Genomic DNA, 22,647 nt, shown 5'->3' with positions numbered 1-22,647 from the left:
GCCGGAAGCCGATGACCGAAAGCCCATAGCTACATTAATGCTTTCACCATTCTATCTCTTCCAAAAAAGTCTTTCACTACCTCAACACTGCTAAAACCTTCGTCCCAGAATAAAGCTGCTGTGTCTAAACCAAATGATTGGTTAATTTCTACGATACAAAATCCATTTATCGATAAATGTTTTTTGGCAAATTTGGCAATAGCCTTATAGAAAATCAATGGATTGTTGTCTTCTACAAATAGAGCCAAATGTGGTTCGTAGGCTAATACGTTTTTCTCCATCTCCTGCTTTTCAAAATTAGTAACATAAGGAGGGTTAGAAAGAATAATATCAAATGTAGGCAGTGAATCATACTTTGATTCATCTAAAAAGTTTACTTCTTCAAAATTTACTTTTACTTTGTTATTTATTGCGTTCTGACGAGCAATTTTCAGGGCTTCAATAGATACATCATAAGCAGTAACTGAGGCATTATCAATACCGCCTCCCACAGAAATAGCAATACAACCTGTGCCCGTACCAATGTCTAATACTTTCGGATTCGATACAATCAAATTATTCTTTGCTAAATCTTGAAAAGTATTTAATGTTAGTTCAACTAATTCTTCTGTTTCTGGTCTGGGAATTAAAGTAGCAGGACTTACTTTGAATGTTCTTCCATAAAACTCCGTTTCGCCAATAATGTACTGAACAGGTTCATGATTGTTGAGTCGGGTGATAATCTCTTGATAATCAAAAACCTCTTTTAGTGGATTATCCAATAAAATATCTGTTTTAGAAATACCTTGAAAGTGTTCTAATACCAAATAAACGATGCTTTTTACTTCGTTTTCATCATAAACAGCACTAATTTCGGATACTAATTGTTGAAAAAGGGTTTTTGCAGACATAAAATGATTAATAAAATTTATGCAAAGTTACAAAGAAAATTACGCTAATGAGCCTGAAATATGGATGGCTCGTGCTTTGCAATTAGCTCGTTTAGGAGCAGGCACTGTTTCACCCAATCCAATGGTAGGTTGCGTAATTGTACATAATGGGCAATTAATTGGTGAAGGCTGGCACAAAAAGTATGGAGAAGCCCATGCAGAAGTAAATGCTATAAATTCGGTAATAGATAAATCTTTGTTGACAGAAGCTGATGTATATGTTACGCTTGAACCTTGTTCACATTTTGGCAAAACCCCTCCTTGTGCCGACTTACTAGTAAAGCATGCCGTCAAACGAGTAATCATTTGTAATGTAGATTCAAACCCACTGGTAGGAGGAAAGGGCATTGCCAAGCTACAAGCTGCGGGAATAGCAGTAGAGACGGGAATTTTAGCAGAAGAAGGACGAGCATTGAATAAACGTTTTTTCACTTTGATGGAAAAGCAACGACCGTATATTATCTTGAAATGGGCAGAAACTGCTGATGGGTTTATTGCTAAAGAGAATTTTGAAGCTGTTCAAATCTCTAATGCACTTTCCAGAAGGGTTGTCCATAAAATGCGTAGTGAAGAAGATGCTATTATGGTCGGCACTAATACCGCTCGCTATGATAACCCTAGTCTAAATACCCGCTTTTGGACTGGTAAAAGTCCTTTAAGAATCATAATAGATAAAGACCTCACCTTAGACAAATCCTTGCATATCTTTGATGGCTCACAGCTTACTATTTGCTATAATTTGTTAGCAAATAAAGAAGAAAACAATGTTGTTTTTGTGAAAATAGCGGCTGAAACAGTCTTTTTACAGTCTATTATACAAGATTTAGCGCAACGGAAAGTACAATCGTTGATTGTTGAAGGAGGTAGTAAATTATTGCAAAGTTTTATTGATGCCAATCTATGGGACGAAGCAATTGTATTACAAAGCAAGAAAACCTTGGAGACGGGCATTACTGCCCCAAGGATTAAGGGTGTTACCATGGTAAAAGAAAACCTTGGTAGCGATAATGTTCTTACGAGACTTTACCGCTAACTACTTTCAAACCAATAATTCCTACCGTAATTAGCATGATAAAAAAGACTTCAAACCAGTTTAATTTTTCATTAAAGAAAGCTATTTCGGCTATTTTAATAAAAATCAGTGTGGCTGCCGTCCATACGGCCATTGCCGTAGCTGTGGGAACTGTTTTGAGTGCAACTGAGAAAAAATAAACGTTGGCTAATCCAAAAACAATATAACCCACGAATGGCATTAGCGTTACAATTCCTTCTGTAGCAAAATACTTGTTTAAGGGAAGTGCTTTAATATCTTTAAAACTAAATAACTTTAATGAGAAAGTCCATGCTGCTTCAAACAAAGCAGCAATAATAAGGTATATCCAAGCCATTTATGTAAGGTCTGAGGGTCGATTAGTTGAATCTTTATTTTCCTCTATTTTGTGTTGCTCTATTCTACGATAATTCATACTCGAGTTTTCAATGAGGAAATAATGTTCAATATCTTCAATCCAATGAGTGATTTTTTTCAAAATGGTAGGGCGAAGGTTATAATACCTTGCGAACCATTTAAAGCGTAATAATTTCTTTTCGTCGAAACGTTTAACCGAAAAAGCATGCTGTAAGAAATAGTCTTTCGGATAGTCATAATATAATCCCCAATTTTCTCGCTCATTGCCTGGCTTATGCCCTGGGAAATACACTGTACCAAAAAGATAGTCCCAAAAGGCAAATTTTGTTGAGAAATTAGCATGAAACACTTCTTGATAATTGGAATGATGCCATAAATGCAACTCTGGAGAGTTGAAAATATATTTCCATTTACCCAATTTTACATTAATATTCGCATGAATAAACATGCCAAAAATAGCATCTAATAAGGCTTTAATCGGTAGCACAGCAGGGTCAGCACCTAACACAATGATGGGTAGAAATTCAATGGTTTGATTAATAATAATTTCTACAACGTGTGAACGTGAACCTTCTAAAAAGTCAACTTCTTTTCCAGAATGGTGTGCTTCATGTGTTCTCCAGAAAAATTTATTGGAGTGCTGAAAGCGATGAAACCAATAAATATAAAAATCGTGTGTAATCAGAAAAAAGAGAACTTGTACTGGAACTGACCAATGCTTAACAAATTGGTATTCAGACCAATCGAAACTTGTATTGATAGGCTGAATGATATAATCAAAAATAAGAATTTTAAGAAAAAAACTCTGAATAATCGTGTACCAAACTAAATCCACCCAAAAGCCTTCTCTGAAAAGCTTTAACCCTTTACGATATGGATATAACCTTTCCATTAGAATAATAAAAATTATCCAACATATTAATATTGAAGTGGTTATTGTTAAGAGATTCATATTGGTCGTATAATGTTGTTGTGCTGGAAAAAGAATTTCCACTAATTACTTTTACTTATCATGAGTTTGTAGAAATTAAGAGGTAGCAAACTTTGGGAAGCCTCTACCTCTTAACGAAAAATGTATTGTTTTTAATCAATTTATGCTAATAAAATAGACGCTCATCAGAAAAACGCTGATAATTTCATTGAAATTAAGCAGAATACTCAGCAGAAATATGTTTTCTAAGTTTTTTCATTTGAGAAATCTCAGCTTCATATACTTTTTTAACGCCATCACCTACTGCAATTTCTACGTCACGGATGTCTTTTACCAAACGAGATAACCCTTGAGGCTCTACTGAAGCAGCATGGTCAGAACCCCACATAGCACGGTCTAGTGTGAAATGACGCTCCACAAAAGTAGCTCCTAAAGCCACAGCCGCTACAGTCGTAGCCAAGCCTGTTTCGTGACCAGAATAACCAATTGGCGTGTCTGGGAACATTTCACCCAACGTTTTAATCATGCTTAAATTCAATTCTTCTGGTTTGCATGGATAAGCTGAAGTAGAATGAGCAATCATCAATGGATAGTTTTCATCAAAGTTTTGAATGAAAGCCACTGTCTCGATAATCTCTTTTACGGTTGACATTCCCGTTGAAATCATTAATGGGCGACCAGTATGAAGAATTTTTTCGATTAATTCTAAGTCAGTTAAAGAAGCCGAAGCTAATTTGTATAATACTGGGCTAAAGTATTCTAAGAAATCAACCGACTCGACATCCCAAGGTGATGCAAACCAGTCGATACCTCTTTGCTTAGCGTGCTGGTCGATGGCTGAATATTCTAAATTGCCAAATTCAGTTTTACGTTTGTAGTCGATGTACGACATTCTTCCCCAAGGAGTATCACGTTGGATTTCCCATTGGTCAAGCGGAACACATAATTCAGGTGTTCTTTTTTGAAATTTTACAGCATCTGCTTTAGCATTTGCGCCTTCGTCAACCAATTGTTTTGCAACGTCTAAAGAACCGTTGTGATTGATTCCGATTTCGGCAATAATGTAGCATGGCTCACCTTTACCGATAACTTTTCCTGATGATAATATAACGTTTTTCATTGATAATGGACGTAAAAACCCCCTGACCCCCGAGGAAGGTTTGTTAGAAAAGTATTGATGTCTTTGGGGATAAGAGATTGTATAAATGATCAGATTTATACAATCTCTGGAAGACATTATTGTTAAATTTTTAAAAATCAATTAAGATTGTGCCGCAATAATCAATTCTGCAAACTCTCTGAAACAGCCTTCGCCACCTTTGTTTTCGCAGATATAATCGGCTACTTCTTTGGTAAAACTAATGGCATCATTAGGACAAGCTGTTAGCCCCACATGTTGCATAATTTCAATATCATTTACATCATCGCCGATGTAGGCAATGTTGTTTTTAGTAAGATTACGGCTAACCATTATCTGTGTTAGAATAGCCAATTTGTCTTTGATACCTAGGTGCAATTCTGTGATTTTTAGCTTTTCAGCTCTTTTCACCACCGAAGGAGAAACCTCACCTGTGATAATAGCAGTTTCCACATTGGCTGACTTACGAAGTCTTTCTACACCCATTCCATCACGGATATTGAATTTTTTTAATACCTCACCATTCTCACCATAATAAACGCCTGCATCTGTCAGAACACCATCACAATCAGTAATCAGAAGTTTTATATGCTTTGCTTTTTCGTGTATATCCATGTTTTATTTAGTGATTTAGTGGTTTAGTGGTTTAGTGAATGAGTGATTTTTTTAATAATTATAAATTAACTATGTACTGATTAAACTATTCAGAACTAAAAAAATCACTAAATCACTCATTCACTAAATCAAAATTATATAGCCGTCCAACCACCATCTACTACCAAGTTTGCGCCTGTCATGTAGGCAGAAGCATCTGAGGCTAGGTAAATTAAGGCTCCTTGGTAGTCATTGGCAGTAGCCATTCTTCCTAATAAAGTTTTAGCCGAATAATTCTTTACAAAATATTCATCTTGCGCATTGCCTACGCCACCAGGCGAAAGCGTATTTACTCTTACGCCTTTGTTGCCCCAATAAGCCGCTAAATATCTTGTAAAATTGATAATGGCTCCTTTGGTTGTTGGATACGACGGCGATTTGAAAAATAACTGCTCGCCTGCTTCGTTGCGGTAAATGCTTTGGTCTGGCCCAACGATTCCGTAAGTAGAAGCGATGTTGATAATACTTCCACTCCCTTGTTCAGCCATGACAGAGCCAAATATTTGTGAGCATAAAAACACCCCTAAAACATTTACTTCTAGCGACTTGCGGAAAGATGCTATCGGATATTTTTCAAAAGCCGAAAGTTCTGCTGCAAGCTCAGGGTTTTCAAACATATCATTGATAGCGGCATTGTTTACCAAAACATCTATCGAACCAAAACGAGCGATGATTGCTTGTTTAGCATTTTGCAAAGATGCTTCGTCAGTAACATCTATGCTTATTCCTATCGCTTTTTCGCCTAAGCTTTCCGCAAATTTTTGTGGGTTTGCCTGTGCAATGTCTGCTACTACTACATTGGATCCAGCAGCTATTAACGCTTCGCAATGCTTTTTACCGATAAGTCCAGTTCCACCCGTTACGATAGCTGTTTTTCCTTCTAAAGAAAACAATTGAGGGAGGTTCAAATCAGGACTTGTGATTGTATTTTCCATAAATAATTTAACGTATCTAAAATCAAGCAGGTTATGTAAAATAAACAATATTGATATGTTGTTTATCAATATGTTAACTTCTCAGCTCATCGCTCACAACTCACAGCTTTTACGCTTTAGCCAAAGCAGGCTTGATATTATAATTGCTTGTTTTTCTGAAAACTGCTTCTAACACTTCACCTTTCAAGTACGATTTTACATCATTACTTTCGATAGCTTCTTTCAAAATTGGCATTATCTCACGATACGCCGAAAGTGTATAGTTGATGTCTTCGTCTGAATGGCTAAAACACATATTATGAAAACCAGCCCATAAAACACCACGCTTAATCATTTCTTGTTGTACTAAGGCTTTTACTTCTAAGCCATTACCAGCTTCGGGCGCAAACGTCACCATCGAACGGCAGTTATAACCGATACATTTCGTAAGGTTTTCTAACCCAAATTCTTTCGCGATTTCGTTATAGCCATCTTTGATAATTTGTCCCTTCGCATCTAAATAAGCAGGTACATTTTTATCCCTGATTTCTTTGATAGTAGCAATGCTTGCTGCCAAAGAAAGGGCTTCACCACCAAAAGTAGTATAGCTAAATACATCACTGTTGAACAATTCCATTACATCAGCACGCCCCGTCAATAATGCAATCGGCATACCGTTTGCACAGGCTTTTGAATACACCGCTAAATCAGGCACAACATTGAAATACTCCTGAGCACCACCCACAGCGATACGGAAGCCCGTCCACATTTCATCAAAAATGAGCAATGTGCCATTTTCACGACAAAGAGTTGCTAATTCCTGTAAGAAGTTATTTTGTGGTGCTTCAAAAATGAATGGTTCAAGAATAATAGCAGCTACGTCTTCATCCAACGCCTCACGGATTGCTTGAATATTGTTGTATTCAAACGTATAAGTCATGTTTTGAATAGCCTCTGGAACACCCGCATTACGGCTTGTAATACCGATATACCAATCATGCCAACCATGATAACCACAACAGAAAATCTTTTCGCGACCTGTGAAAGCACGTGCAACACGAATAGCTGCCGAGCAAACATCCGCACCTGTTTTTGAAATCTTTACAGCTTCAGCATTAGGAATTACTTCTTGAATCAATTCAGAAAGTTCTACCTCTAAAGGGTGCATCAATGAAAATGTGATTCCATCTTCTAACTGTTGCTTGATAGCTTCATCCACTACAGGATATGCATAACCCAAAGAAAGTGGGCCAATCGCTGCATTGAAATCGATGTATTCGTTGCCATCAACATCCCAAACGTGCGAGCCTTTCCCTTTTTTCAAATACTTAGGAGCTACTCCCTTCGTAAACTGACCCGGTCCTTTGGCAAGTGTTTGTGTAATTGGTTTTTGTACTTTTAAAGCTCTGTTATACAAACTATCAGACTCTGTGATAGTTGGATAATTATCGTTAGATTTTATTGAATTTGGCATTTTTGTTGGAATTTAGGACTTTGAAGATTTAGGGACTTGAGAATACAAAGAGATAAGACTTTAGAAGAAAGACATAAGACTCAAGAAGTGAAAACTTAAAACTAACATCTCATTTCTCAAGGCTTATTGCTCAAAAGCTCAGTCTCACAACTAACTCATCACTTATCATTCAATGCTAATCGCTTCATAAGTCAATATTTTTTCAGCCATTTGTTTGCCCGTGAATCCCTCGTATGCTAATACTTCATTCAGACGAGCTGGCTTAAACCATTTTTCTACTAAAGCGATTGGTAACACATCGGCCGTAATTCTATTTTTCAATAAAGTTTCGGCAACAATGGTGTATAATCCGCCTGTTAAGAAGTGGTCTTCGATAGTTACCACTAAATCTGATTGAAGGGCAGCTTTTACAATGGCTTGTTCGTCCACAGGTTTTAGGCTTCTCATGTTTACTAACCCTACTGATTTACCTTCTTGACGTAAAATTTCTGCTGTAATCAAGGCTTGTTCAAACATAAAACCATAAACTAAGATGGTTACATCTGTTCCTTCTGCAATGATTTCAGCCTTCCCAATTTCAAAATTAGTTTGGTGTTGATACTGAGCAGGTCGTGTACAAATACGTACATAAGAAGGATTTGGAGTATTCCAGATTTGAGGTAACATCGTTACTAAATCATTTTCATCAGCAGGAGCAAAAACCTGCATATTCGGAATACCACGCATGATATTAATATCTTCAATGGCTTGGTGCGTAGGGCCATTACCATCTGATAAAAAGCCTGGGATAAAACTGCTTAATTTCACGGGTAAATTAGCAATACCTGCATCGGTACGGATAAACTCAAAAGCACGCATTGACAAAAAAGCCGACAAAGCATGGACTACAGGAATGCGTCCGCGAAGTGCCAAACCAGCGGCAGCACCAATCATCGTTTGTTCGGTGATACCCGTATCTATAAATCTTTTACCCAAAACAGCTGGTAGATTTCTGACTAATGCACGGTTTTCGGCAGTCATTACTACAAAACGTTCGTCGTTAAGGGCTGTATTTTTTAATAATTCTTCGTACATAATTTTATATGTTTTTTAAGTCATCGGATTTCGGCTATCAGATTTCGGATTAAAGATTTTAATACCATAAACTAAAGGCTTAAAGCCGATAGCTGACATCCGATAGCTGAAAGCTATCTAACTACTAATACTTCAGATTCGATTGTTGCTGAATGAACACCATGTAATTCTTCCATCAGTTGCGATACCTCATTGGCTGAGAAATTACAAAACCAACGATCAGCACGAGCCTCTATACTTGGTAAGCCTTTCCCACGGATAGTATCAGCAATCACTACGTGAAGTTTGCCTTTGCGTTCATCTAAACTTGTAAAAGCTTCTTCTAAATCCTGAAAATTATGTCCGTCTATTCTTACCACATCCGCACCAAAAGCTTTGAATTTATCAGCCAGAGGTTCCAACGGAATCAAATCTTCTGTAGCAATATTTGCTTGAAACTGGTTGCGGTCTACTACAAAAACGAGATTGTCTAATTGGTAAGCGTTGGCTACCAAAACAGCTTCCCAACATGATCCTTCGTTTAATTCACCATCACCCAAAATACAGATGATTCGGTTGTTTGTACCTCTTATCTTACAATCTAAAGCAACGCCAAGGGATACCGCTGGCAGGTGTCCTAATGAACCCGAGTGAAATTCGATACCCGGAATTTTAGTGTTAGGGTGCCAGTAAATATTATCAGAAGTAGAAAGGTGATTTTGAAGACGTTCGGCTTCTAAAATGCCCATTTCAACTAACGTTCCGTACAAAGCAGGTACGTCATGACCTTTTGAAAGAAACAGATAGTCACGATTAGGGTCGTCAAGGTTTTCTTTGGTAATATTTAAAAAATTGTTGTAGAGGTAAACCATCAAATCGGTAGCCGAAAGGGAAGCTCCTACAAAACAACCGCCATCCGTTGACATTCCGATGATATGCTCACGGACACGTAATGCGATACTTTTTAATGTTTCTAATTTTTCTTCGGTCATTGTATTTATTTGGAATTTATGCTAAATACTAATTTTGGTTTGCTCAGGCGTGATGGTTTTCAATTCATCTAAATGATTTCTGTACCAGTTTACGCCAGCAAAACGTTCGTTGATAGTATATATTTCAGGTTTGTTCTGTAGCAATGTAAGAATATCATCCATTGAAAATGCAGGATTTTGTGGATATAATTCTTCAAAAACACGCTTGATGAATAGATAGTCTTCGTAGTAATCTATGGTAAAACGATGAGACATAGAATAGTCTAAGCCTGTTTCCCAAGTAACATTTGCTAACCGAAATTTATCTGGATTTTCCCAAAAGTAAGGAGTAGTATGTTCTAATTCTAACGGGCGACTGGCTTCATTCCAAGCTTTGCTCAATGCTTCAAAAGTCATAATTTCAACATCATTGCCGTCTGGATAAGTAGCTGGGTGAAGATTACTTACAAAATCATATTTTCCTTCATTGTCGAAATAAAAATCTAATACTTTGTCCACAATCCTTGGGTCGATAAGTGGACAATCAGAAGGAATTTTCAGCACAATTTTGGCATTAGTCAATACGCCAACCTGATAATGTCTGTCTAATAAATTATTCAGGCTTCCACGGTAACAGATGATGTTTTTTTCTTGACAAAACTGTTCAATCACATCATCTTGTTGATCTTCAGAGGTAGCAATTACAATAGTAGCCTGATGTTTAATTTGTTGTAAACGCTCTATCATTCTGTACAGCAGACTTTCGCCCAAAATGGGTAATAATACCTTTTTGGGTAATCTACTAGAAGACATGCGCGCTTGAACAACAATTGTAATTTCTGACATTATTTTAATATATTATTTTGAAACAAAATGTCTGTAAGTAAGTGGGCAAAATTAACTTTAATTTTACTCGCTGTAAGCTATAGGCCTTAAGCAATAAGCAAAAAATAGATATGATTTTATCATGAAAAAATAAACATTTTGCATATTGCCTACGGCTTATAGCCTAATATAATGCTGCATGATTACTTATCATACAGGTTATTCATATACCAATTCGCTAACAGCTTTGTAGTCGTAAGATTTAACGAAATCTTCTTTCTTTCCTTCAAAGCCTAAAAAGTCTCTGCAAACCTGAGCGATATTTTTAGCCGAAGTACCTTTGTTTTGAAGAGGCATTTGTCTGATAAGTTCTTCTTTATCAAAGAACGAATGTACTTTTTTACCAAGCGCCATGCCCACATATACTGCCGATGAATATTGCGTGATAAATTCATCACAGTTGGCAATCATTGGATTAATATTACCAGAGGTATAAATGATTGTTCCTTCAGGCGTATTCTCTTTGATTTCGTTAGTAGCTCTTTCAACAATTTCATTAGGATGAAGCTTGAATATCATTTGTCTTCCTGCTGCTTTTACTACACAGTCTTTGATAAAACCGACTCTGTCTTCTGGTCTAAAGCATTCTCTTCCATCAGAAGTTGCTACTAAGACATAATTATGTAAGGGAAAATCGTTTGTATGATACTGTTCACAATTATCAAAGTTTGGAATACCCGTTACTACAATTTTGCTTTTGTTAGTACCAATTTTTGAGAAATGTTCTTTATATCCTTCTGAAGCTGCACAATAAACATCACAAATGTTGGAAGAACCATTTAATGATGTCCCTACAGCAAGATAAGGGGGTAAATGTAATGTTTTTATAAGCCTACTTAAATTAGTGTACTCGTCAATCATACCTTCTTGCACCCACAAGGTTCTAGTTTGGAGCATTCTATCAGGAATAACCATATCTGAGCAATAAACCACTAAATCATATTGATTTTTTCTAGCTTTATAATCCAATTTGAGATGATGTTCATAACAGTATTTTTCAGAGTTTTCTCTGAACTGCCCCGCTAATACAGTTTTATCCAAAAACTCTGTTTTGTCTATAACCCATTGCATAAAGGGGGAATCTGCAAAAATTTGGCTAAACCAACAATCAAATTCAGGAAGTTGCTCCGAAATCTGATGCATTTGAGTAGTTTGATTGATTGAACCAGTTATGAATAAAATCTTCTTTTTCATAGACTATCTTTTGATTTATTTAAAGCAAAATTATCAAGCAAGTATTAATTCAATATTATCTCGAAATTAAGTGTTTGTGAGTTTGAGCTATATCAGGATGAAATTGATATTAACGTATTTTAAAAAGGTGGTTTAAAGTCAATTTTAAGGTTTTTTAGGTATGATATTTTGGTTTAAACTTGATTAAAAATCAAACCTCATTCTAAACCTAATTGCTGTTCCCGTACTGACATTTGGATTTTCTAAATAGCTTAAACGCTTTACAAAATCTAGTCGAAGTACTTTAAAGATATTCTCAATACCAAAACTCATTTCCATATAAGGTTTATTTTCGAGCGAAAAAGTAGTGGGTTTTCCATTTTCGTCTACAGGTAATAACATTAAACCGTTCTGTGTTGTTGGGAGATTTTTATCACTTAGCCTTCCCATCAATCCTTTAAAGGTAATAACTTCTCTTAACTTTAGTTTTTTTATCAAGGGTAATTTGTTGAAAATAAATCCATTAAAATGGTGGTCAACAAAAAGAGCGGCGTATTCATCACTGACAAATTCTAAAAAATTCATCAGGTTATAGGCTTCTGGCTGATAGGCATAGCTTTGGTTGGCTCTATGAATCGTTAATAATGGATAGGGCAATGTATTGAAAGTTTTGCCTCCTTCTAACGTAAAATCGGTGTAGCCGATAGGGGGCAAATACATCCTTTTGTGAACATAACCTACTAGGCGATGGAAATTATATTGTCCATTTAACAAACCTTTTATGCCTAACGTATATCGTATTTGAAAGGTAGGATATTTGTTAATAATCGGGATACGGTAATTTTTGCCTTGATAAAATTGCTCATTAGGGGCATATTTTAGACCAATCATCAACTCACTACTAATCACTTCGGGGGTAGGCGTAATATTGCCATCTTTGATGGTATTAAAAGTAAGCGCACCAGTAGGCGTTTGTCTGATATTCTTGAAATTGACATTCACTGTTAATCCCGACCTCGATTCATTTAAATAATCCAGATTGATTACTTTATTATAGGTCATTTTATTATTCTGACCTCTTTTGAAAGAGAGCAAGAAATTATCTTCTTGAACAAACTGTAATTCCTGACCAGGGATTTTAATTTCATCTTGATAAGAAATCCTGAGATGTTTGATAGGGTAGGTATAGGTATTATGGTCTGTCAATGAGAAAGTAGCAGAAGCAAAATACTTATAGCGTTCGTCTCTGAAACCATAAGCAGCATAGCCCTCCAAGGCCATTTTATCACTAAAAGTAGGCGTTGTTCGCCCGCCTACTCGTAGCCTAAAACCCTCTATTGTATTAAAACTGTAAAACGTATTGACTGGCCCGATTTCAAAGCCTCCGAGGGGCTTATAACCTTCCAGTAAAAAAGTGGCAGTATTCATGAAACGCTGAAAAGCAGGTACTTTTTTTACACTATCGACCATCGTGTAAATACCCAACTCTTTTGATGATAGTTCCTGATGTCGGTTTTGTTGCCAAAAGCTATCATCTCTATTGGCGGCATCTTTTAAGATATCTGTTTTTAGTCCTGAAAACTTTTCATCACTGATGGGCTTGTTGATAACGTACCTATTATACGACACACTCCTTTGCCCAAAAAGCCCCATACCATTTTCCTTTTTCAATAGGTTGAACTCAATTGCTAAGTCATCTTTAGTGAGCATCAGCCCTTCGTTTTCAACAAAATCGTATTCTTGAGCCACCCTTAAATCTGTCACAAAATTGACGTTAATGTCTTTAGAAAAGCCCATTTGTACCTTCCTAATCGCATAACTAGAGTCCAGTGCTACCAGCATTGTTCCTTGAAAAAGTTGGTCATTAGAATTTCTTGGAGAGAAACCTAAATTGACACACTTGGTTCCTTTAAAGTTGGTGGTATCAATAATTACATACCGATAAAATTGAGGAGCAACAGGAGCCGTTGGTCCTAAAAACTGTGTGGCTAATAGTAGAATATTGTTGTCATACACATTTACATCTTGATACAAGGCCTCCAGATATAGTTTTATACCATTGTTATCTACATAATTCCCCAAGCCCGTCATTTTCTCACCGCTGATTACTTCTTTTTTGTTTTCTGGTGATTTTTTGTAGTAAACGTCTGATATAGTCTCTTTTAGGTACATTGGTAAATTGACTTTACCAGTGATTTGTGAAGTGTCGAGGTGATTAAATACAAAGTCAAATTTTCTCAAAGAGCGTTTGTTCCTGAATTTTTCAGAAATATTACTAAGGTCAAATTCTAATTTTTCGTATTTATTATATTGATAAAAATCTAGTGCCTCTTTCCTGTTTTGGTCTTTGTGTTCTATTACCTTGCGAATCAATACAACAGCAGGATTGTCTTTGTTGCGGTATCTATCTTTTTTGCCTTTTACGGTTACTTCTTGTAAGTCTGTATTCTGCGTTTTAAGTTTGAAGGTTACAGTTACTATTTTGCCACCATCTATTTCTCTGACCTCAGGGGTATAACCTACGAAGGCTACTCGGAGAGTAGGTTTTAGCACAGGAGTTTCTAGATAAAAACTCCCATTCATATCTGTCTGAGTACCCTGTTTAGTTCCCATAATACTTACATTTACAAATGGCAACGTTTCTCCAGTTTTAGCATCGCTTACTTTTCCTTTAATACGGGTAAGTTGTTGTGCATAAATAATTGGTGTAATAGCTACAAATAGTAGAAGTAAGCAGGTTTTGAGTATTTTGTAATAATCACTCATTTTATAAAATTAATTTAAATAAAGCAGTTGAATTATATAAGAACGGCCATCAGAAACAACCACATGTAATAAGGATTAACTTGAGATTTTTTTTGAAAATACGAAATCAATATTTTTAATAAACCAACTGAAAGTAGGTTGGGAATAATAAAAAAAAACGGTCTTATAAAACCGAAAAACCAATAAATGAATAAACTATATTCACAAAAACTAAGGCTACTTCTAAAAGGTTCAATTGTTAGATAAATAGATTTAAAATACGTATTTTAATCCTAACAAAACTAAGAATCAATATAGTTCAACAAACGAAATAAATGATGAACAACTGTTTTTTTAGGATAAATAACAGTAATACTGCTATCAATGAATAATGGTAAACTAAATTGACTATGTAAAAGTAAGTATGGATAGCCTAAAAGTCAAGTATGTTTACTATTATTATTTTAGCGGTAATATTTTTGAGAAATGCCTATTACTGTCAACTATTGATAGCAAAGTTCTGTGGAAGAATTTTAAAAATAATTAAAGACACATTTTTATTAATATTGAAGCATGAATTATAATTTATTGTTAACATTTCAATAACTTTTTCAGTCCTATAAATCGCTACTTTTGAATCCTTTTAAGGCATTCCAATTCGAATAGAAAATATTTAAAAAATCAATCAATGAATATTCTGCCCAATGCTTCAACCATGATTAAACTAATGGTGAGCGATTATATTTTTCAAATAAGGAAAGTATTGATGTTTTTTCCTCAAATATTGAAAAACGCTTTTGTATTAACTGCATTTGCTACGTTAGTTTTTTCGCAAGAGGGTTTCTCACAACATAAAACAGAACATATTTTTTTGATTACCACAGACGGCTTTCGTTGGGAGGAAGTATTTGGTGGAGTTGATTCTGTACTATTGAATAATAAAGAATATACTAAAAATAAAGACAGGGTAAAACAAACCTTTTGGTCTGATACAGCCTCTGTAAGTCGTAAGAAAATAATGCCGTTTGTATGGAATACGATGGCTAAACAAGGGCAATTGTACGGTAATCGTTGGGCAGGCAATAAAGTAAATGTAAAAAATCCTTATTGGTTTTCATATCCAGGCTATAATGAAATTCTGACGGGTTATGCTGATGATAAAGTAAATTCAAATGATAAAATTCTGAACGAAAATATTACGGTGTTAGAGTTTTTGAACAATCAACCAAAATATAAAGGGAAAGTTGCAGCATATTCTACTTGGGATGTATTTCCATATATTATCAACGAAAAAAGAAGCGGTATCCCTGTAAATAGCGGTAAAGAATTGGTAGAAGGCAATTTAACAGAAAAGGAAAAAATGTTAAATGAAATTCAAAGTAATTATCCAAGTTTAGCTAGTGACCGCCACGATTTTATTACGTATTATTTAGCGAAGGAATATATCAAAAAGAATAATCCAGAAGTATTTTTCTTATCGTTTGATGAAACAGACGAATTTGCGCATGAAGCTAAATATGATGAATATCTTTTTGCTGCCAATACTGTTGATAAGTTCGTGGGTGACTTATGGAATTATTGCCAAAGCAACCCAAAGTATAAGGACAAAACAACGATTATTTTAACAACAGACCACGGTCGTGGAAATAAAGTTAAAAGCCAATGGACAAGCCACGGTCAAAAAGTACCAGACTGTTATGAAATTTGGTTTGGCGTAATTGGACCAGATACGCCGGCGTTAGGGGAAATAAAAACAGAAGGGCAGTTTTTCCAAAATCAGTTAGCAAAAACATTAGCTAAATTCTTAGGATATGATTTTCAGAATGGCAAAGAAATAGGAGAGGTGATTAAACAAACGATGAAATAACACTCTTTCTTTTATAGAAAATCCCCTGATGAACGTCACAAACGTAGTTTATCAGGGGATTGTTTTTTCAAAGGAAAAAATGGAATCTACAGATATGGCTAACTATAATTGTTATCAATTATGGTTGATACAATTCGTAGTGTAAAATATAATCACTGAAATTGTCACTAGCTTTTACTTTGGTAGTAGCTAATAATGTTTGTGTTTGACCTGCAACGTATACAAGTTTAAGTTTTTGTTTATAAGCTATATTGTCTAAAGTCATTGTTACAACCACCTCATTTTTATCACTATTACTAGTTTCTTTGATGGCATCAACCACTGTTTGCTCCACCACTATATCATCAACCTCTTTTTTATAAACAGCTTTAGGCTTGTTGAAAGCATCAAAAGTAATAATCTCTTTCTTATCACTAGGCACTTGTTTACCATTAACGTCAGTGTAAATTAGTCGCCAAGACTTTAAAAAGTTCAATTCGGCTGGATAAGTACATCCACATTTCTCTCTCTCGCACGAGCTAATCGAAAATGTGATAACAAATAGAAGGAAGAGTAAAGATATTTTTTTCATGATATCGTTAATTTAAGGTTTAATGCTAGTTTTAATCAATATAGATGTTGTTTAATCGTAGCAATATAACGTCTCTTAAGCGAGGGAAATTGCCAAGAAATATTGCTATTTATCTGACAGTCAAAGATAAATAAAAAAACAAATAAATGTAAGATTGGTTAAACTAGCTATTCCCTAACAGTTTTATTATAACGCATACCCTTACTTAAAAATATCCTCAATGCGTTTACGGCTATAGCCTGCGGCGGTAGTCATCCCTTTGCCACCGATACCTGTTGAAATATAGATTTTATCTCCAATTTGGTGTTCATACGAACCACCATCTGCCGTTTGAGAGTAATATCCAGCCCAATAATTTTGAATTTTCCAGTTAGGCAAAGACATAATTCTTTTAGCTTCCTTCAAAATCAAATCATTTATCGACATATCAATGCCTAGTGGCAATTTAGCATTCTCGTGTACATCAGCATATTCGTGCGAGTCACCAATGATGATAGAACCATTTAATGCCTGTTTGAAAAGAATATGAATACCCCACTCTTTATAAACTTTTTGCCATTCGGGCGTCTGAATATATGGATATGAATTGCAAGATTTAAAGCTATCATAACGACGAATAGAAAGTCCCGAAAGAATATTCCCATTCAGTTTTAACTCAGGTAAAGGGTAGGTCTGCATCATATTGAGTTTGCAGATTTTCATGCCACTGTTGTTAAATATCTCAGGGAATAAAATTTTGAATTCATGACCATTACAAACAGCTACTTTGTCAGCGAATAACTTTTGATTGGTTGCAGTGCTGATTTCACAAATACCATTCTTTATTTCACAGCCGATAACCGCCGTATTGTTCATAAATACTAACCCAAAATCTTGGACAAGCATTTTCCTTACTTGATGAACCATCGTTCTAGGCTCAACAGATACCTCTTCGGGAAAAAATAAACCACCTTTATAATATTCAGAATTCAGGTTAGGAAAACGTTCATAACAAGATTTTCTGGAAAGTAGCGTAGAAGGATATTCTCTGATTTTAAACAATGCTCTTGCCTCCTCTAATAGCAACATCTCCTCATCATCAGAAGCGAAATAGTATGAACCATTTTGACGGGCTGTAATATCAAATTTTGCCTGAATTTTCTTATAAATACCTAGCGACTCTCTACCATATTCAAACCAAGTATCTAACGCTTGTCCAGAAGGCACTACCTGTCCGAAATTTCTAACTGTAGCTTCTATGGGTTCCGAATCTTTATCTATCATCAATACAGATTTGCCTTGTGCTAAAGCATGATAAGCATGAAAAGTACCTACGTTTCCTGCTCCAATGACTATCAAATCATATTTTTTCATGGAATGGTTTTTAAAAATCGTATCTAAAAGCTAGGTGCATTTAGATAACGTTCTATTGAATAGTGGTTTTGTTGAGAATAGAGTATTATAGTAAAAAGTTAAGTTTTTTTAAGAATGGAAATGGTGTATCTTCCTCCAAACGTTCGTTTTCAATGTTCTCTATAATGTCTTTAATGTCTGAAACTTTGTTCAACAGACCATCATTTCTATGGATGCTCAATTGTTGACGCGTATGGGTACCATTGGTTACACCCAACGACATTCTGCATCCAGCACGTACACCTGATTTTAAATCAGAAGGTGTATCGCCAATGTTGATTACTTTGTTTGCATTCGACACATTTAGCATCTGAATCGCTTTCTGAATCATAAAAGGTTCTGGGCGACCTTTCTGTACCTCATCTGAAGCAATAGAAAGCTGTATCAATGTATTTTCGTTGCCAACATAATTGTTGTTCAAGCCATCGAGCCAGCCTAACTTTTGTAAGATAATGTTGGTTACTTTTCTATAGAATCCAGTAGTAAGCGCAATTTTTATTTTTTTGCTTTTCAGATAATCAAATATTTCTAAGCATCCCTCGGTGGGATAAATGTCATGGTTGATGTAATGATTCTCTAAAATTTCGCAAAAAGTATGGTATGAATTATTCACAAATTCACGCAAATCAGGATGATTATCGCCAATCATTTCCGACCATAATAATTCAAAAACATATTTTTTAGAATACCCCTGTAGTGCCAGAACACGTTCGGGCGATACGGTTAAACCAGTTTGAGTAGCGGCTTCAATAAAGCACATTTCTACCTCATGGCGATCTTGAACGGTTGTTCCCGCCATATCAAAAGTGACTAATTCAATGAGTGACATTTAATGTTGGATTTAGTGACAACCAAAGCTTTAATTATGAAAATTACTATACAATCTGAGTGTCATTTTTAATGAAATCAAAGATAAGTAGTCTCATTTTAATCATACGTTAAATCTTGATTAAGGCTTTGTAAAATGCTGATTTTTAGGTGTTTTTGTTTGTAATGTTGTGATTAAAAAAGTCATCTTTCAGCATAAAGTATATACTGAAAGAGATGTTTTTCATCCATGAACAAACTAGAAAATTTTCTTCAGCGCCAATCTCAAATATTTCTTGCTATCTATTTAGGCATAGCCGCTTTCAGTACTTATTTCTGTATGTATGCTTTCAGAAAGCCCTTTACTGCTGGTGATTTTCATGACGTTAATTTATTAGGAATAGACTATAAAATTGTTTTAGTAATCTCGCAAGTGTTGGGATATGCTACGGCCAAAGGCTTGGGTATCAAAATAGTATCAGAAGTAAAGCCCCATCAAAGAGCCAAATACATTGTAGGAATGATTTTATTTGCGGAACTCAACTTGTTATTGTTTGGATTAGTGCCTCCTCCCTACAATTGGGCGTTCTTGTATTTCAATGGCTTGGGCTTAGGGATGGTATATGGCTTAGTGTTTAGTTTTTTAGAAGGTCGACAAATCACAGAGATTTTAGGCGCTGGATTGGCAGTGAGTTTTATTGTAGCGTCTGGCATGGTAAAATCTATCGGGAAGTATTTTATTAATATGGGTGTGAATGAATATTGGATGCCTTTCTTGACGGGATTAACATTTTTCCCACTATTACTGATATCGGTTTATGCCATGTCTATTGCTCCCAAACCAAGTAAAGTAGATGAAAACGAACGGTCGGAACGCTTACCCATGAATACCCAAGACCGAAAGAATTTCCTCAAAAAACATGGTTTTGGACTGATAGCCTTGATTACGATATATGTGTTAATGACTATCCTAAGAGACATCAGGGATAATTTTGGGGTAGAAATCTGGCGAGAAATTGGTGTAACTAATGCTTCTATCTTTGCCAAAACAGAATCTTTGATAGGCTTAGTAATTTGTGCTTTTACGGCCTTTATGTATTTTGTAAAGAATCATAAACAAGCTTTTTGGTTGAATCATTTGATGATTTTTGCAGGAGTAATTTTGGTGCTGATTGCTACCTTATCTTTTTTAAATCATACTATCTCTCCTTTTTGGTGGTCTGTTTATTTAGGAATAGGCTTATACATGGCTTATGTACCTTTTAATGGAATGCTTTTCGACCGACTCTTGGCAGTATTGAAAGAAAAAGCTAATGTAGGGTTTTTGTTTTACTTAGCCGATTTTAGTGGATATGTAGGCAGTGTGGTGATTTTGATTTACCAAAACTTTGGCACTAAAAATACGTCATGGTTGAACCTGCTGACTGACTTGTCCTTGTTTTTACCGTTGATTTCAATGGTATTAATTATTATTTCCTTCTTTTACTTTAATCGAAAGTTAAATACCAATACTTCTTCTACAGTGCTTAGTATATAAAAAATGATTTATTCTTCTCTGGAATATTAGAAAATATAAACTATAGACTTTTTGCTTTGTTGAATTGTTCAAGAACTTGTTTCGGCAAACCTGCTTTTGAAAGTAGTTCTTTAGCTTTAATTAATTTTTTTGATGACATATCTTCTCCATCCAAATAATCTAATTTGGGGTTATACCGACTATTTGTGCTAGCATGCTCTATGTTTGTCTTTGTCGTTTTCATAATACTAATATAATAAGTTTCTTTTATTGATAATCAAAAAAGCATCATAATTATTGCCAATTGAATATTCTTCCCAAGAGTAATTTGTCAATCCATAGATAGTTACTTCTTTCAATATTTCATTAAGATTTTTTGAAATAGCAATTTGATAAAGCCTATTTCTTTCTGAAGTACTGCCTGTTATGAATAAGAGTGAGTCTGGATGATAATCCCAAAACTCTCGGATAGTATTAGCAATTGTTGCTAATACTGTTTCAGTATCTCCATTATTACTTCTAGCAAAATCATCTATATCTCCAGATTCTTCATTCCAATCACCGAAAGCTAAATTATAAAGTGTTATATGTTTAGGTAATCCATAATTTTCAATATCATTAATTTGAGTAAATTGAACTCGTTTTTCGATTACATTACGTCCGATACTTGTAAAACTAAATATAGATTTATTTGCGTTGCTTTGTGTAGGGTACTTTTCAATTTTCATTTTAGTTAGGATATTCATTGAAGAAGAATAATATCCTAAATTAATAAAATATTAATTATAGACTAATTTTTTACATGAAAATAGGAGTCTTTCTGATTTTTGTTCTATAATAATGTTTATAAGAGAAAGTAAACCAAAAAATGCTAACAAATATTAAGATTTTTATATAAATTTGATTGCTCAAGTAATGTATTTAAGTTGTGAGAAAAATCATAAGCATATCTTTTCTTTGTCTTTTGCTGTACAATATGTTCAGCACAGGCATTATATTGCTGTGTTTTGATAAAGAATATGCTACTGCAACGCCGTATGAGGCAAATGATGAATTTTTAGAATTAAAAGTTCCGATTTCTCTACCTTATACCTCCGACTTTCATAATACATCACCCACCGAAGCTTTAATTCAATACAAAGGTGAATTTTATAATGTTATTGAACAGCGTTATGAAAATGATACGTTGATTACAAAAATCAAAACCAATCAATCTGCCAGAGAACGATTTGCATCCTTAGCAGATGAAATCAATACAGTGTTGGCTCGTAATCATTCTGACAAACAATCACCGCTTAAAAAAGCTTTGGAGCTATGTAAATCATTATCGGTTACTTATATTCAGAATAATGGAATGAACCTTGCTCATTACCAATATACATTGGATGCAGGTACAATCAACTCTTTTTCTTACGAAGTTCATCTTCCTACGGATTATAGTCAGTCCTTTTTTACCCCTCCCGAATTGTCTTAGTGTTCAATGATTTTTACCATGGTGTCTATTGATACCTTGGTAATAGTTGCTGTGCATACAGCAGCTGATTCTTACTTTCCATCAATCAAAGAAAATCAACTAATGGCACATATAACACTTACCAATCCTAATCTGCCTGGCATGACAGGATTATTAGATTACAGCAAAGTTACCGCAGTACCTTTATTAAATTTGGCAGAAGCATTATTACGTAGCGACTCAAGTTTGAGTAGCGTAGAATGTGAATTGATCGCAGCCCATGTTTCGTATTTAAACGATTGTCATTTTTGTCATTCCTCACACGCTGCAACAGCCGTCGCTCATTTAGGCTGTGATGCTAGCTTGATAGATGACATCAAAGATAACTTTGCCTCAACGCCCATCTCTCCGAAACTCAGAGCCTTGTTAGATATCGCTACTAAAGTACAGATAGGAGGGAAGAACGTATTGCCCGAGGACATCGCTAAGGCACGCGAACATAACGCAACAGACCGTGAAATCCATGATACTGTATTAATAGCAGCAGCATTTTGTATGTATAATCGTTACGTAGATGGCTTAGGCACGTGGGCTCCGCAACAAAAAGAAGAATATCTTGAAATGGGGCAAGAAGTAGCTTTAATGGGTTACGAACGTCAGCATTAGTCTATCTTATAAAAGGATAAAGTTTTCGATTTTCATGGGTTTTACCATTAAAAGGCGAAAATTTTATCCTTCATTTCAACAAACTCTTCGATTCCATAAG

The 22,647-nt window shown here is 35.2% G+C and carries 22 protein-coding genes; 5 read left to right on the top strand and 17 right to left on the bottom strand.

Annotated features, from left to right (window positions below):
* Nucleotides 1-29: 29 nt before the first annotated feature.
* Nucleotides 30-890, bottom strand: coding sequence for a peptide chain release factor N(5)-glutamine methyltransferase (gene prmC, locus AC1RNE_RS09390; RefSeq protein ID WP_492800734.1), 861 nt, complete (start codon nt 888-890; stop codon nt 30-32).
* 19 nt (nt 891-909) lie between these two features.
* On the opposite strand from prmC, the gene ribD reads away from it, so the two are divergent.
* A complete protein-coding gene (gene ribD / locus AC1RNE_RS09385) occupies nt 910-1,962 on the top strand; it encodes a bifunctional diaminohydroxyphosphoribosylaminopyrimidine deaminase/5-amino-6-(5-phosphoribosylamino)uracil reductase RibD (RefSeq protein ID WP_492800733.1) in 1,053 nt (350 codons plus the stop codon).
* Here the strand turns inward: ribD and AC1RNE_RS09380 are convergent.
* From AC1RNE_RS09380 to AC1RNE_RS09330, 11 genes are all read right to left on the bottom strand, one after another.
* The gene (locus AC1RNE_RS09380; RefSeq protein ID WP_492800732.1) at nt 1,943-2,317 is read right to left on the bottom strand and encodes a DMT family transporter; all 375 of its coding nucleotides are present in this window, start codon (nt 2,315-2,317) and stop codon (nt 1,943-1,945) included. The two genes, ribD and AC1RNE_RS09380, sit on opposite strands and share 20 nt — an antisense overlap.
* Nucleotides 2,318-3,229 carry a sterol desaturase family protein gene (locus tag AC1RNE_RS09375; RefSeq protein WP_492800731.1) on the bottom strand — a complete coding sequence of 304 codons (912 nt, stop codon included), beginning with the start codon at nt 3,227-3,229 and terminating at the stop codon, nt 2,318-2,320.
* Nucleotides 3,230-3,482: 253 nt separating this feature from the next.
* Entirely contained in the window at nt 3,483-4,388 is a 906-nt protein-coding gene (locus tag AC1RNE_RS09370) for an N-acetylneuraminate synthase family protein (RefSeq protein WP_492800730.1), read from the bottom strand.
* 141 nt (nt 4,389-4,529) lie between these two features.
* Nucleotides 4,530-5,021, bottom strand: a complete 492-nt coding sequence (locus AC1RNE_RS09365; protein ID WP_492800729.1) for a KdsC family phosphatase — start codon at nt 5,019-5,021, stop codon at nt 4,530-4,532.
* 134 nt (nt 5,022-5,155) lie between these two features.
* Nucleotides 5,156-5,995: an SDR family oxidoreductase gene (locus tag AC1RNE_RS09360; protein ID WP_492800728.1), complete on the bottom strand. Its 840-nt coding sequence runs from the start codon at nt 5,993-5,995 to the stop codon at nt 5,156-5,158.
* Between the two features lie 109 nt (nt 5,996-6,104).
* Nucleotides 6,105-7,448, bottom strand: coding sequence for an aminotransferase class III-fold pyridoxal phosphate-dependent enzyme (locus AC1RNE_RS09355; RefSeq protein WP_492800727.1), 1,344 nt, complete (start codon nt 7,446-7,448; stop codon nt 6,105-6,107).
* Nucleotides 7,449-7,613: 165 nt separating this feature from the next.
* Nucleotides 7,614-8,522 (bottom strand): transketolase family protein, encoded by a 909-nt coding sequence (locus AC1RNE_RS09350; protein WP_492800726.1) that lies wholly within the window; start codon nt 8,520-8,522, stop codon nt 7,614-7,616.
* Between the two features lie 113 nt (nt 8,523-8,635).
* Nucleotides 8,636-9,493: a transketolase gene (locus AC1RNE_RS09345; RefSeq protein ID WP_492800725.1), complete on the bottom strand. Its 858-nt coding sequence runs from the start codon at nt 9,491-9,493 to the stop codon at nt 8,636-8,638.
* Between the two features lie 21 nt (nt 9,494-9,514).
* The gene (locus tag AC1RNE_RS09340) at nt 9,515-10,318 is read right to left on the bottom strand and encodes a cytidylyltransferase domain-containing protein (RefSeq protein WP_492800724.1); all 804 of its coding nucleotides are present in this window, start codon (nt 10,316-10,318) and stop codon (nt 9,515-9,517) included.
* Between the two features lie 198 nt (nt 10,319-10,516).
* Nucleotides 10,517-11,551, bottom strand: coding sequence for a CDP-glycerol glycerophosphotransferase family protein (locus AC1RNE_RS09335; protein ID WP_492800723.1), 1,035 nt, complete (start codon nt 11,549-11,551; stop codon nt 10,517-10,519).
* A gap of 183 nt (nt 11,552-11,734) precedes the next feature.
* On the bottom strand, nt 11,735-14,296 hold the full coding sequence (locus AC1RNE_RS09330; RefSeq protein WP_492800722.1) for a DUF5686 and carboxypeptidase-like regulatory domain-containing protein: 2,562 nt from the start codon (nt 14,294-14,296) through the stop codon (nt 11,735-11,737).
* 667 nt (nt 14,297-14,963) lie between these two features.
* On the opposite strand from AC1RNE_RS09330, the gene AC1RNE_RS09325 reads away from it, so the two are divergent.
* On the top strand, nt 14,964-16,142 hold the full coding sequence (locus AC1RNE_RS09325) for an alkaline phosphatase family protein (RefSeq protein WP_492800721.1): 1,179 nt from the start codon (nt 14,964-14,966) through the stop codon (nt 16,140-16,142).
* Nucleotides 16,143-16,260: 118 nt separating this feature from the next.
* On the opposite strand, the gene AC1RNE_RS09320 is transcribed toward AC1RNE_RS09325, so the two are convergent.
* The 3 genes from AC1RNE_RS09320 to AC1RNE_RS09310 all read right to left on the bottom strand — a co-directional run bounded on the left by AC1RNE_RS09320 (nt 16,261) and on the right by AC1RNE_RS09310 (nt 18,934).
* Nucleotides 16,261-16,713 (bottom strand): hypothetical protein, encoded by a 453-nt coding sequence (locus AC1RNE_RS09320; protein ID WP_492800720.1) that lies wholly within the window; start codon nt 16,711-16,713, stop codon nt 16,261-16,263.
* A 201-nt stretch (nt 16,714-16,914) separates the two neighbouring features.
* Nucleotides 16,915-18,066 carry a TIGR03364 family FAD-dependent oxidoreductase gene (locus AC1RNE_RS09315; protein WP_492800719.1) on the bottom strand — a complete coding sequence of 384 codons (1,152 nt, stop codon included), beginning with the start codon at nt 18,064-18,066 and terminating at the stop codon, nt 16,915-16,917.
* An 85-nt stretch (nt 18,067-18,151) separates the two neighbouring features.
* Nucleotides 18,152-18,934, bottom strand: a complete 783-nt coding sequence (locus tag AC1RNE_RS09310) for an HAD hydrolase-like protein (protein ID WP_492800718.1) — start codon at nt 18,932-18,934, stop codon at nt 18,152-18,154.
* A gap of 228 nt (nt 18,935-19,162) precedes the next feature.
* Between AC1RNE_RS09310 and AC1RNE_RS09305 the strand changes: the two genes are divergently transcribed.
* Nucleotides 19,163-20,449 carry a DUF5690 family protein gene (locus AC1RNE_RS09305; RefSeq protein ID WP_492800717.1) on the top strand — a complete coding sequence of 429 codons (1,287 nt, stop codon included), beginning with the start codon at nt 19,163-19,165 and terminating at the stop codon, nt 20,447-20,449.
* Nucleotides 20,450-20,489: 40 nt separating this feature from the next.
* Here the strand turns inward: AC1RNE_RS09305 and AC1RNE_RS09300 are convergent, their stop codons facing one another.
* Both AC1RNE_RS09300 and AC1RNE_RS09295 read right to left on the bottom strand, forming a co-directional pair.
* Entirely contained in the window at nt 20,490-20,672 is a 183-nt protein-coding gene (locus tag AC1RNE_RS09300; RefSeq protein WP_492800716.1) for a hypothetical protein, read from the bottom strand.
* Between the two features lie 4 nt (nt 20,673-20,676).
* Complete coding sequence (locus AC1RNE_RS09295) at nt 20,677-21,174, bottom strand: DUF6934 family protein (RefSeq protein ID WP_492800715.1); 498 nt, start codon at nt 21,172-21,174, stop codon at nt 20,677-20,679.
* Nucleotides 21,175-21,404: 230 nt separating this feature from the next.
* Between AC1RNE_RS09295 and AC1RNE_RS09290 the strand changes: the two genes are divergently transcribed.
* Both AC1RNE_RS09290 and AC1RNE_RS09285 read left to right on the top strand, forming a co-directional pair.
* Nucleotides 21,405-21,902, top strand: a complete 498-nt coding sequence (locus tag AC1RNE_RS09290) for a hypothetical protein (protein WP_492800714.1) — start codon at nt 21,405-21,407, stop codon at nt 21,900-21,902.
* 102 nt (nt 21,903-22,004) lie between these two features.
* Complete coding sequence (locus AC1RNE_RS09285; RefSeq protein WP_309915534.1) at nt 22,005-22,547, top strand: carboxymuconolactone decarboxylase family protein; 543 nt, start codon at nt 22,005-22,007, stop codon at nt 22,545-22,547.
* The last annotated feature ends 100 nt before the right edge of the window (nt 22,548-22,647 follow it).

Source organism: Arcicella sp. GW822-FHT02H01 (assembly GCF_058802005.1).
Note: the sequence above shows the minus strand (reverse complement) of the source record. Positions and strands in the feature narration are given on the sequence as shown.

Bases quoted from the DNA above. Each gene is read 5' to 3' on its own strand.
- prmC (WP_492800734.1), bottom strand. From the start codon at position 890: ATGTCTGCAAAAACCCTTTTTCAACAATTAGTATCCGAAATTAGTGCT.
- ribD (WP_492800733.1), top strand. From the start codon at position 910: ATGCAAAGTTACAAAGAAAATTACGCTAATGAGCCTGAAATATGGATG.
- AC1RNE_RS09380 (WP_492800732.1), bottom strand. From the start codon at position 2,317: ATGGCTTGGATATACCTTATTATTGCTGCTTTGTTTGAAGCAGCATGG.
- AC1RNE_RS09375 (WP_492800731.1), bottom strand. From the start codon at position 3,229: ATGGAAAGGTTATATCCATATCGTAAAGGGTTAAAGCTTTTCAGAGAA.
- AC1RNE_RS09370 (WP_492800730.1), bottom strand. From the start codon at position 4,388: ATGAAAAACGTTATATTATCATCAGGAAAAGTTATCGGTAAAGGTGAG.
- AC1RNE_RS09365 (WP_492800729.1), bottom strand. From the start codon at position 5,021: ATGGATATACACGAAAAAGCAAAGCATATAAAACTTCTGATTACTGAT.
- AC1RNE_RS09360 (WP_492800728.1), bottom strand. From the start codon at position 5,995: ATGGAAAATACAATCACAAGTCCTGATTTGAACCTCCCTCAATTGTTT.
- AC1RNE_RS09355 (WP_492800727.1), bottom strand. From the start codon at position 7,448: ATGCCAAATTCAATAAAATCTAACGATAATTATCCAACTATCACAGAG.
- AC1RNE_RS09350 (WP_492800726.1), bottom strand. From the start codon at position 8,522: ATGTACGAAGAATTATTAAAAAATACAGCCCTTAACGACGAACGTTTT.
- AC1RNE_RS09345 (WP_492800725.1), bottom strand. From the start codon at position 9,493: ATGACCGAAGAAAAATTAGAAACATTAAAAAGTATCGCATTACGTGTC.
- AC1RNE_RS09340 (WP_492800724.1), bottom strand. From the start codon at position 10,318: ATGTCAGAAATTACAATTGTTGTTCAAGCGCGCATGTCTTCTAGTAGA.
- AC1RNE_RS09335 (WP_492800723.1), bottom strand. From the start codon at position 11,551: ATGAAAAAGAAGATTTTATTCATAACTGGTTCAATCAATCAAACTACT.
- AC1RNE_RS09330 (WP_492800722.1), bottom strand. From the start codon at position 14,296: ATGAGTGATTATTACAAAATACTCAAAACCTGCTTACTTCTACTATTT.
- AC1RNE_RS09325 (WP_492800721.1), top strand. From the start codon at position 14,964: ATGAATATTCTGCCCAATGCTTCAACCATGATTAAACTAATGGTGAGC.
- AC1RNE_RS09320 (WP_492800720.1), bottom strand. From the start codon at position 16,713: ATGAAAAAAATATCTTTACTCTTCCTTCTATTTGTTATCACATTTTCG.
- AC1RNE_RS09315 (WP_492800719.1), bottom strand. From the start codon at position 18,066: ATGAAAAAATATGATTTGATAGTCATTGGAGCAGGAAACGTAGGTACT.
- AC1RNE_RS09310 (WP_492800718.1), bottom strand. From the start codon at position 18,934: ATGTCACTCATTGAATTAGTCACTTTTGATATGGCGGGAACAACCGTT.
- AC1RNE_RS09305 (WP_492800717.1), top strand. From the start codon at position 19,163: ATGAACAAACTAGAAAATTTTCTTCAGCGCCAATCTCAAATATTTCTT.
- AC1RNE_RS09300 (WP_492800716.1), bottom strand. From the start codon at position 20,672: ATGAAAACGACAAAGACAAACATAGAGCATGCTAGCACAAATAGTCGG.
- AC1RNE_RS09295 (WP_492800715.1), bottom strand. From the start codon at position 21,174: ATGAATATCCTAACTAAAATGAAAATTGAAAAGTACCCTACACAAAGC.
- AC1RNE_RS09290 (WP_492800714.1), top strand. From the start codon at position 21,405: ATGTTCAGCACAGGCATTATATTGCTGTGTTTTGATAAAGAATATGCT.
- AC1RNE_RS09285 (WP_309915534.1), top strand. From the start codon at position 22,005: ATGGCACATATAACACTTACCAATCCTAATCTGCCTGGCATGACAGGA.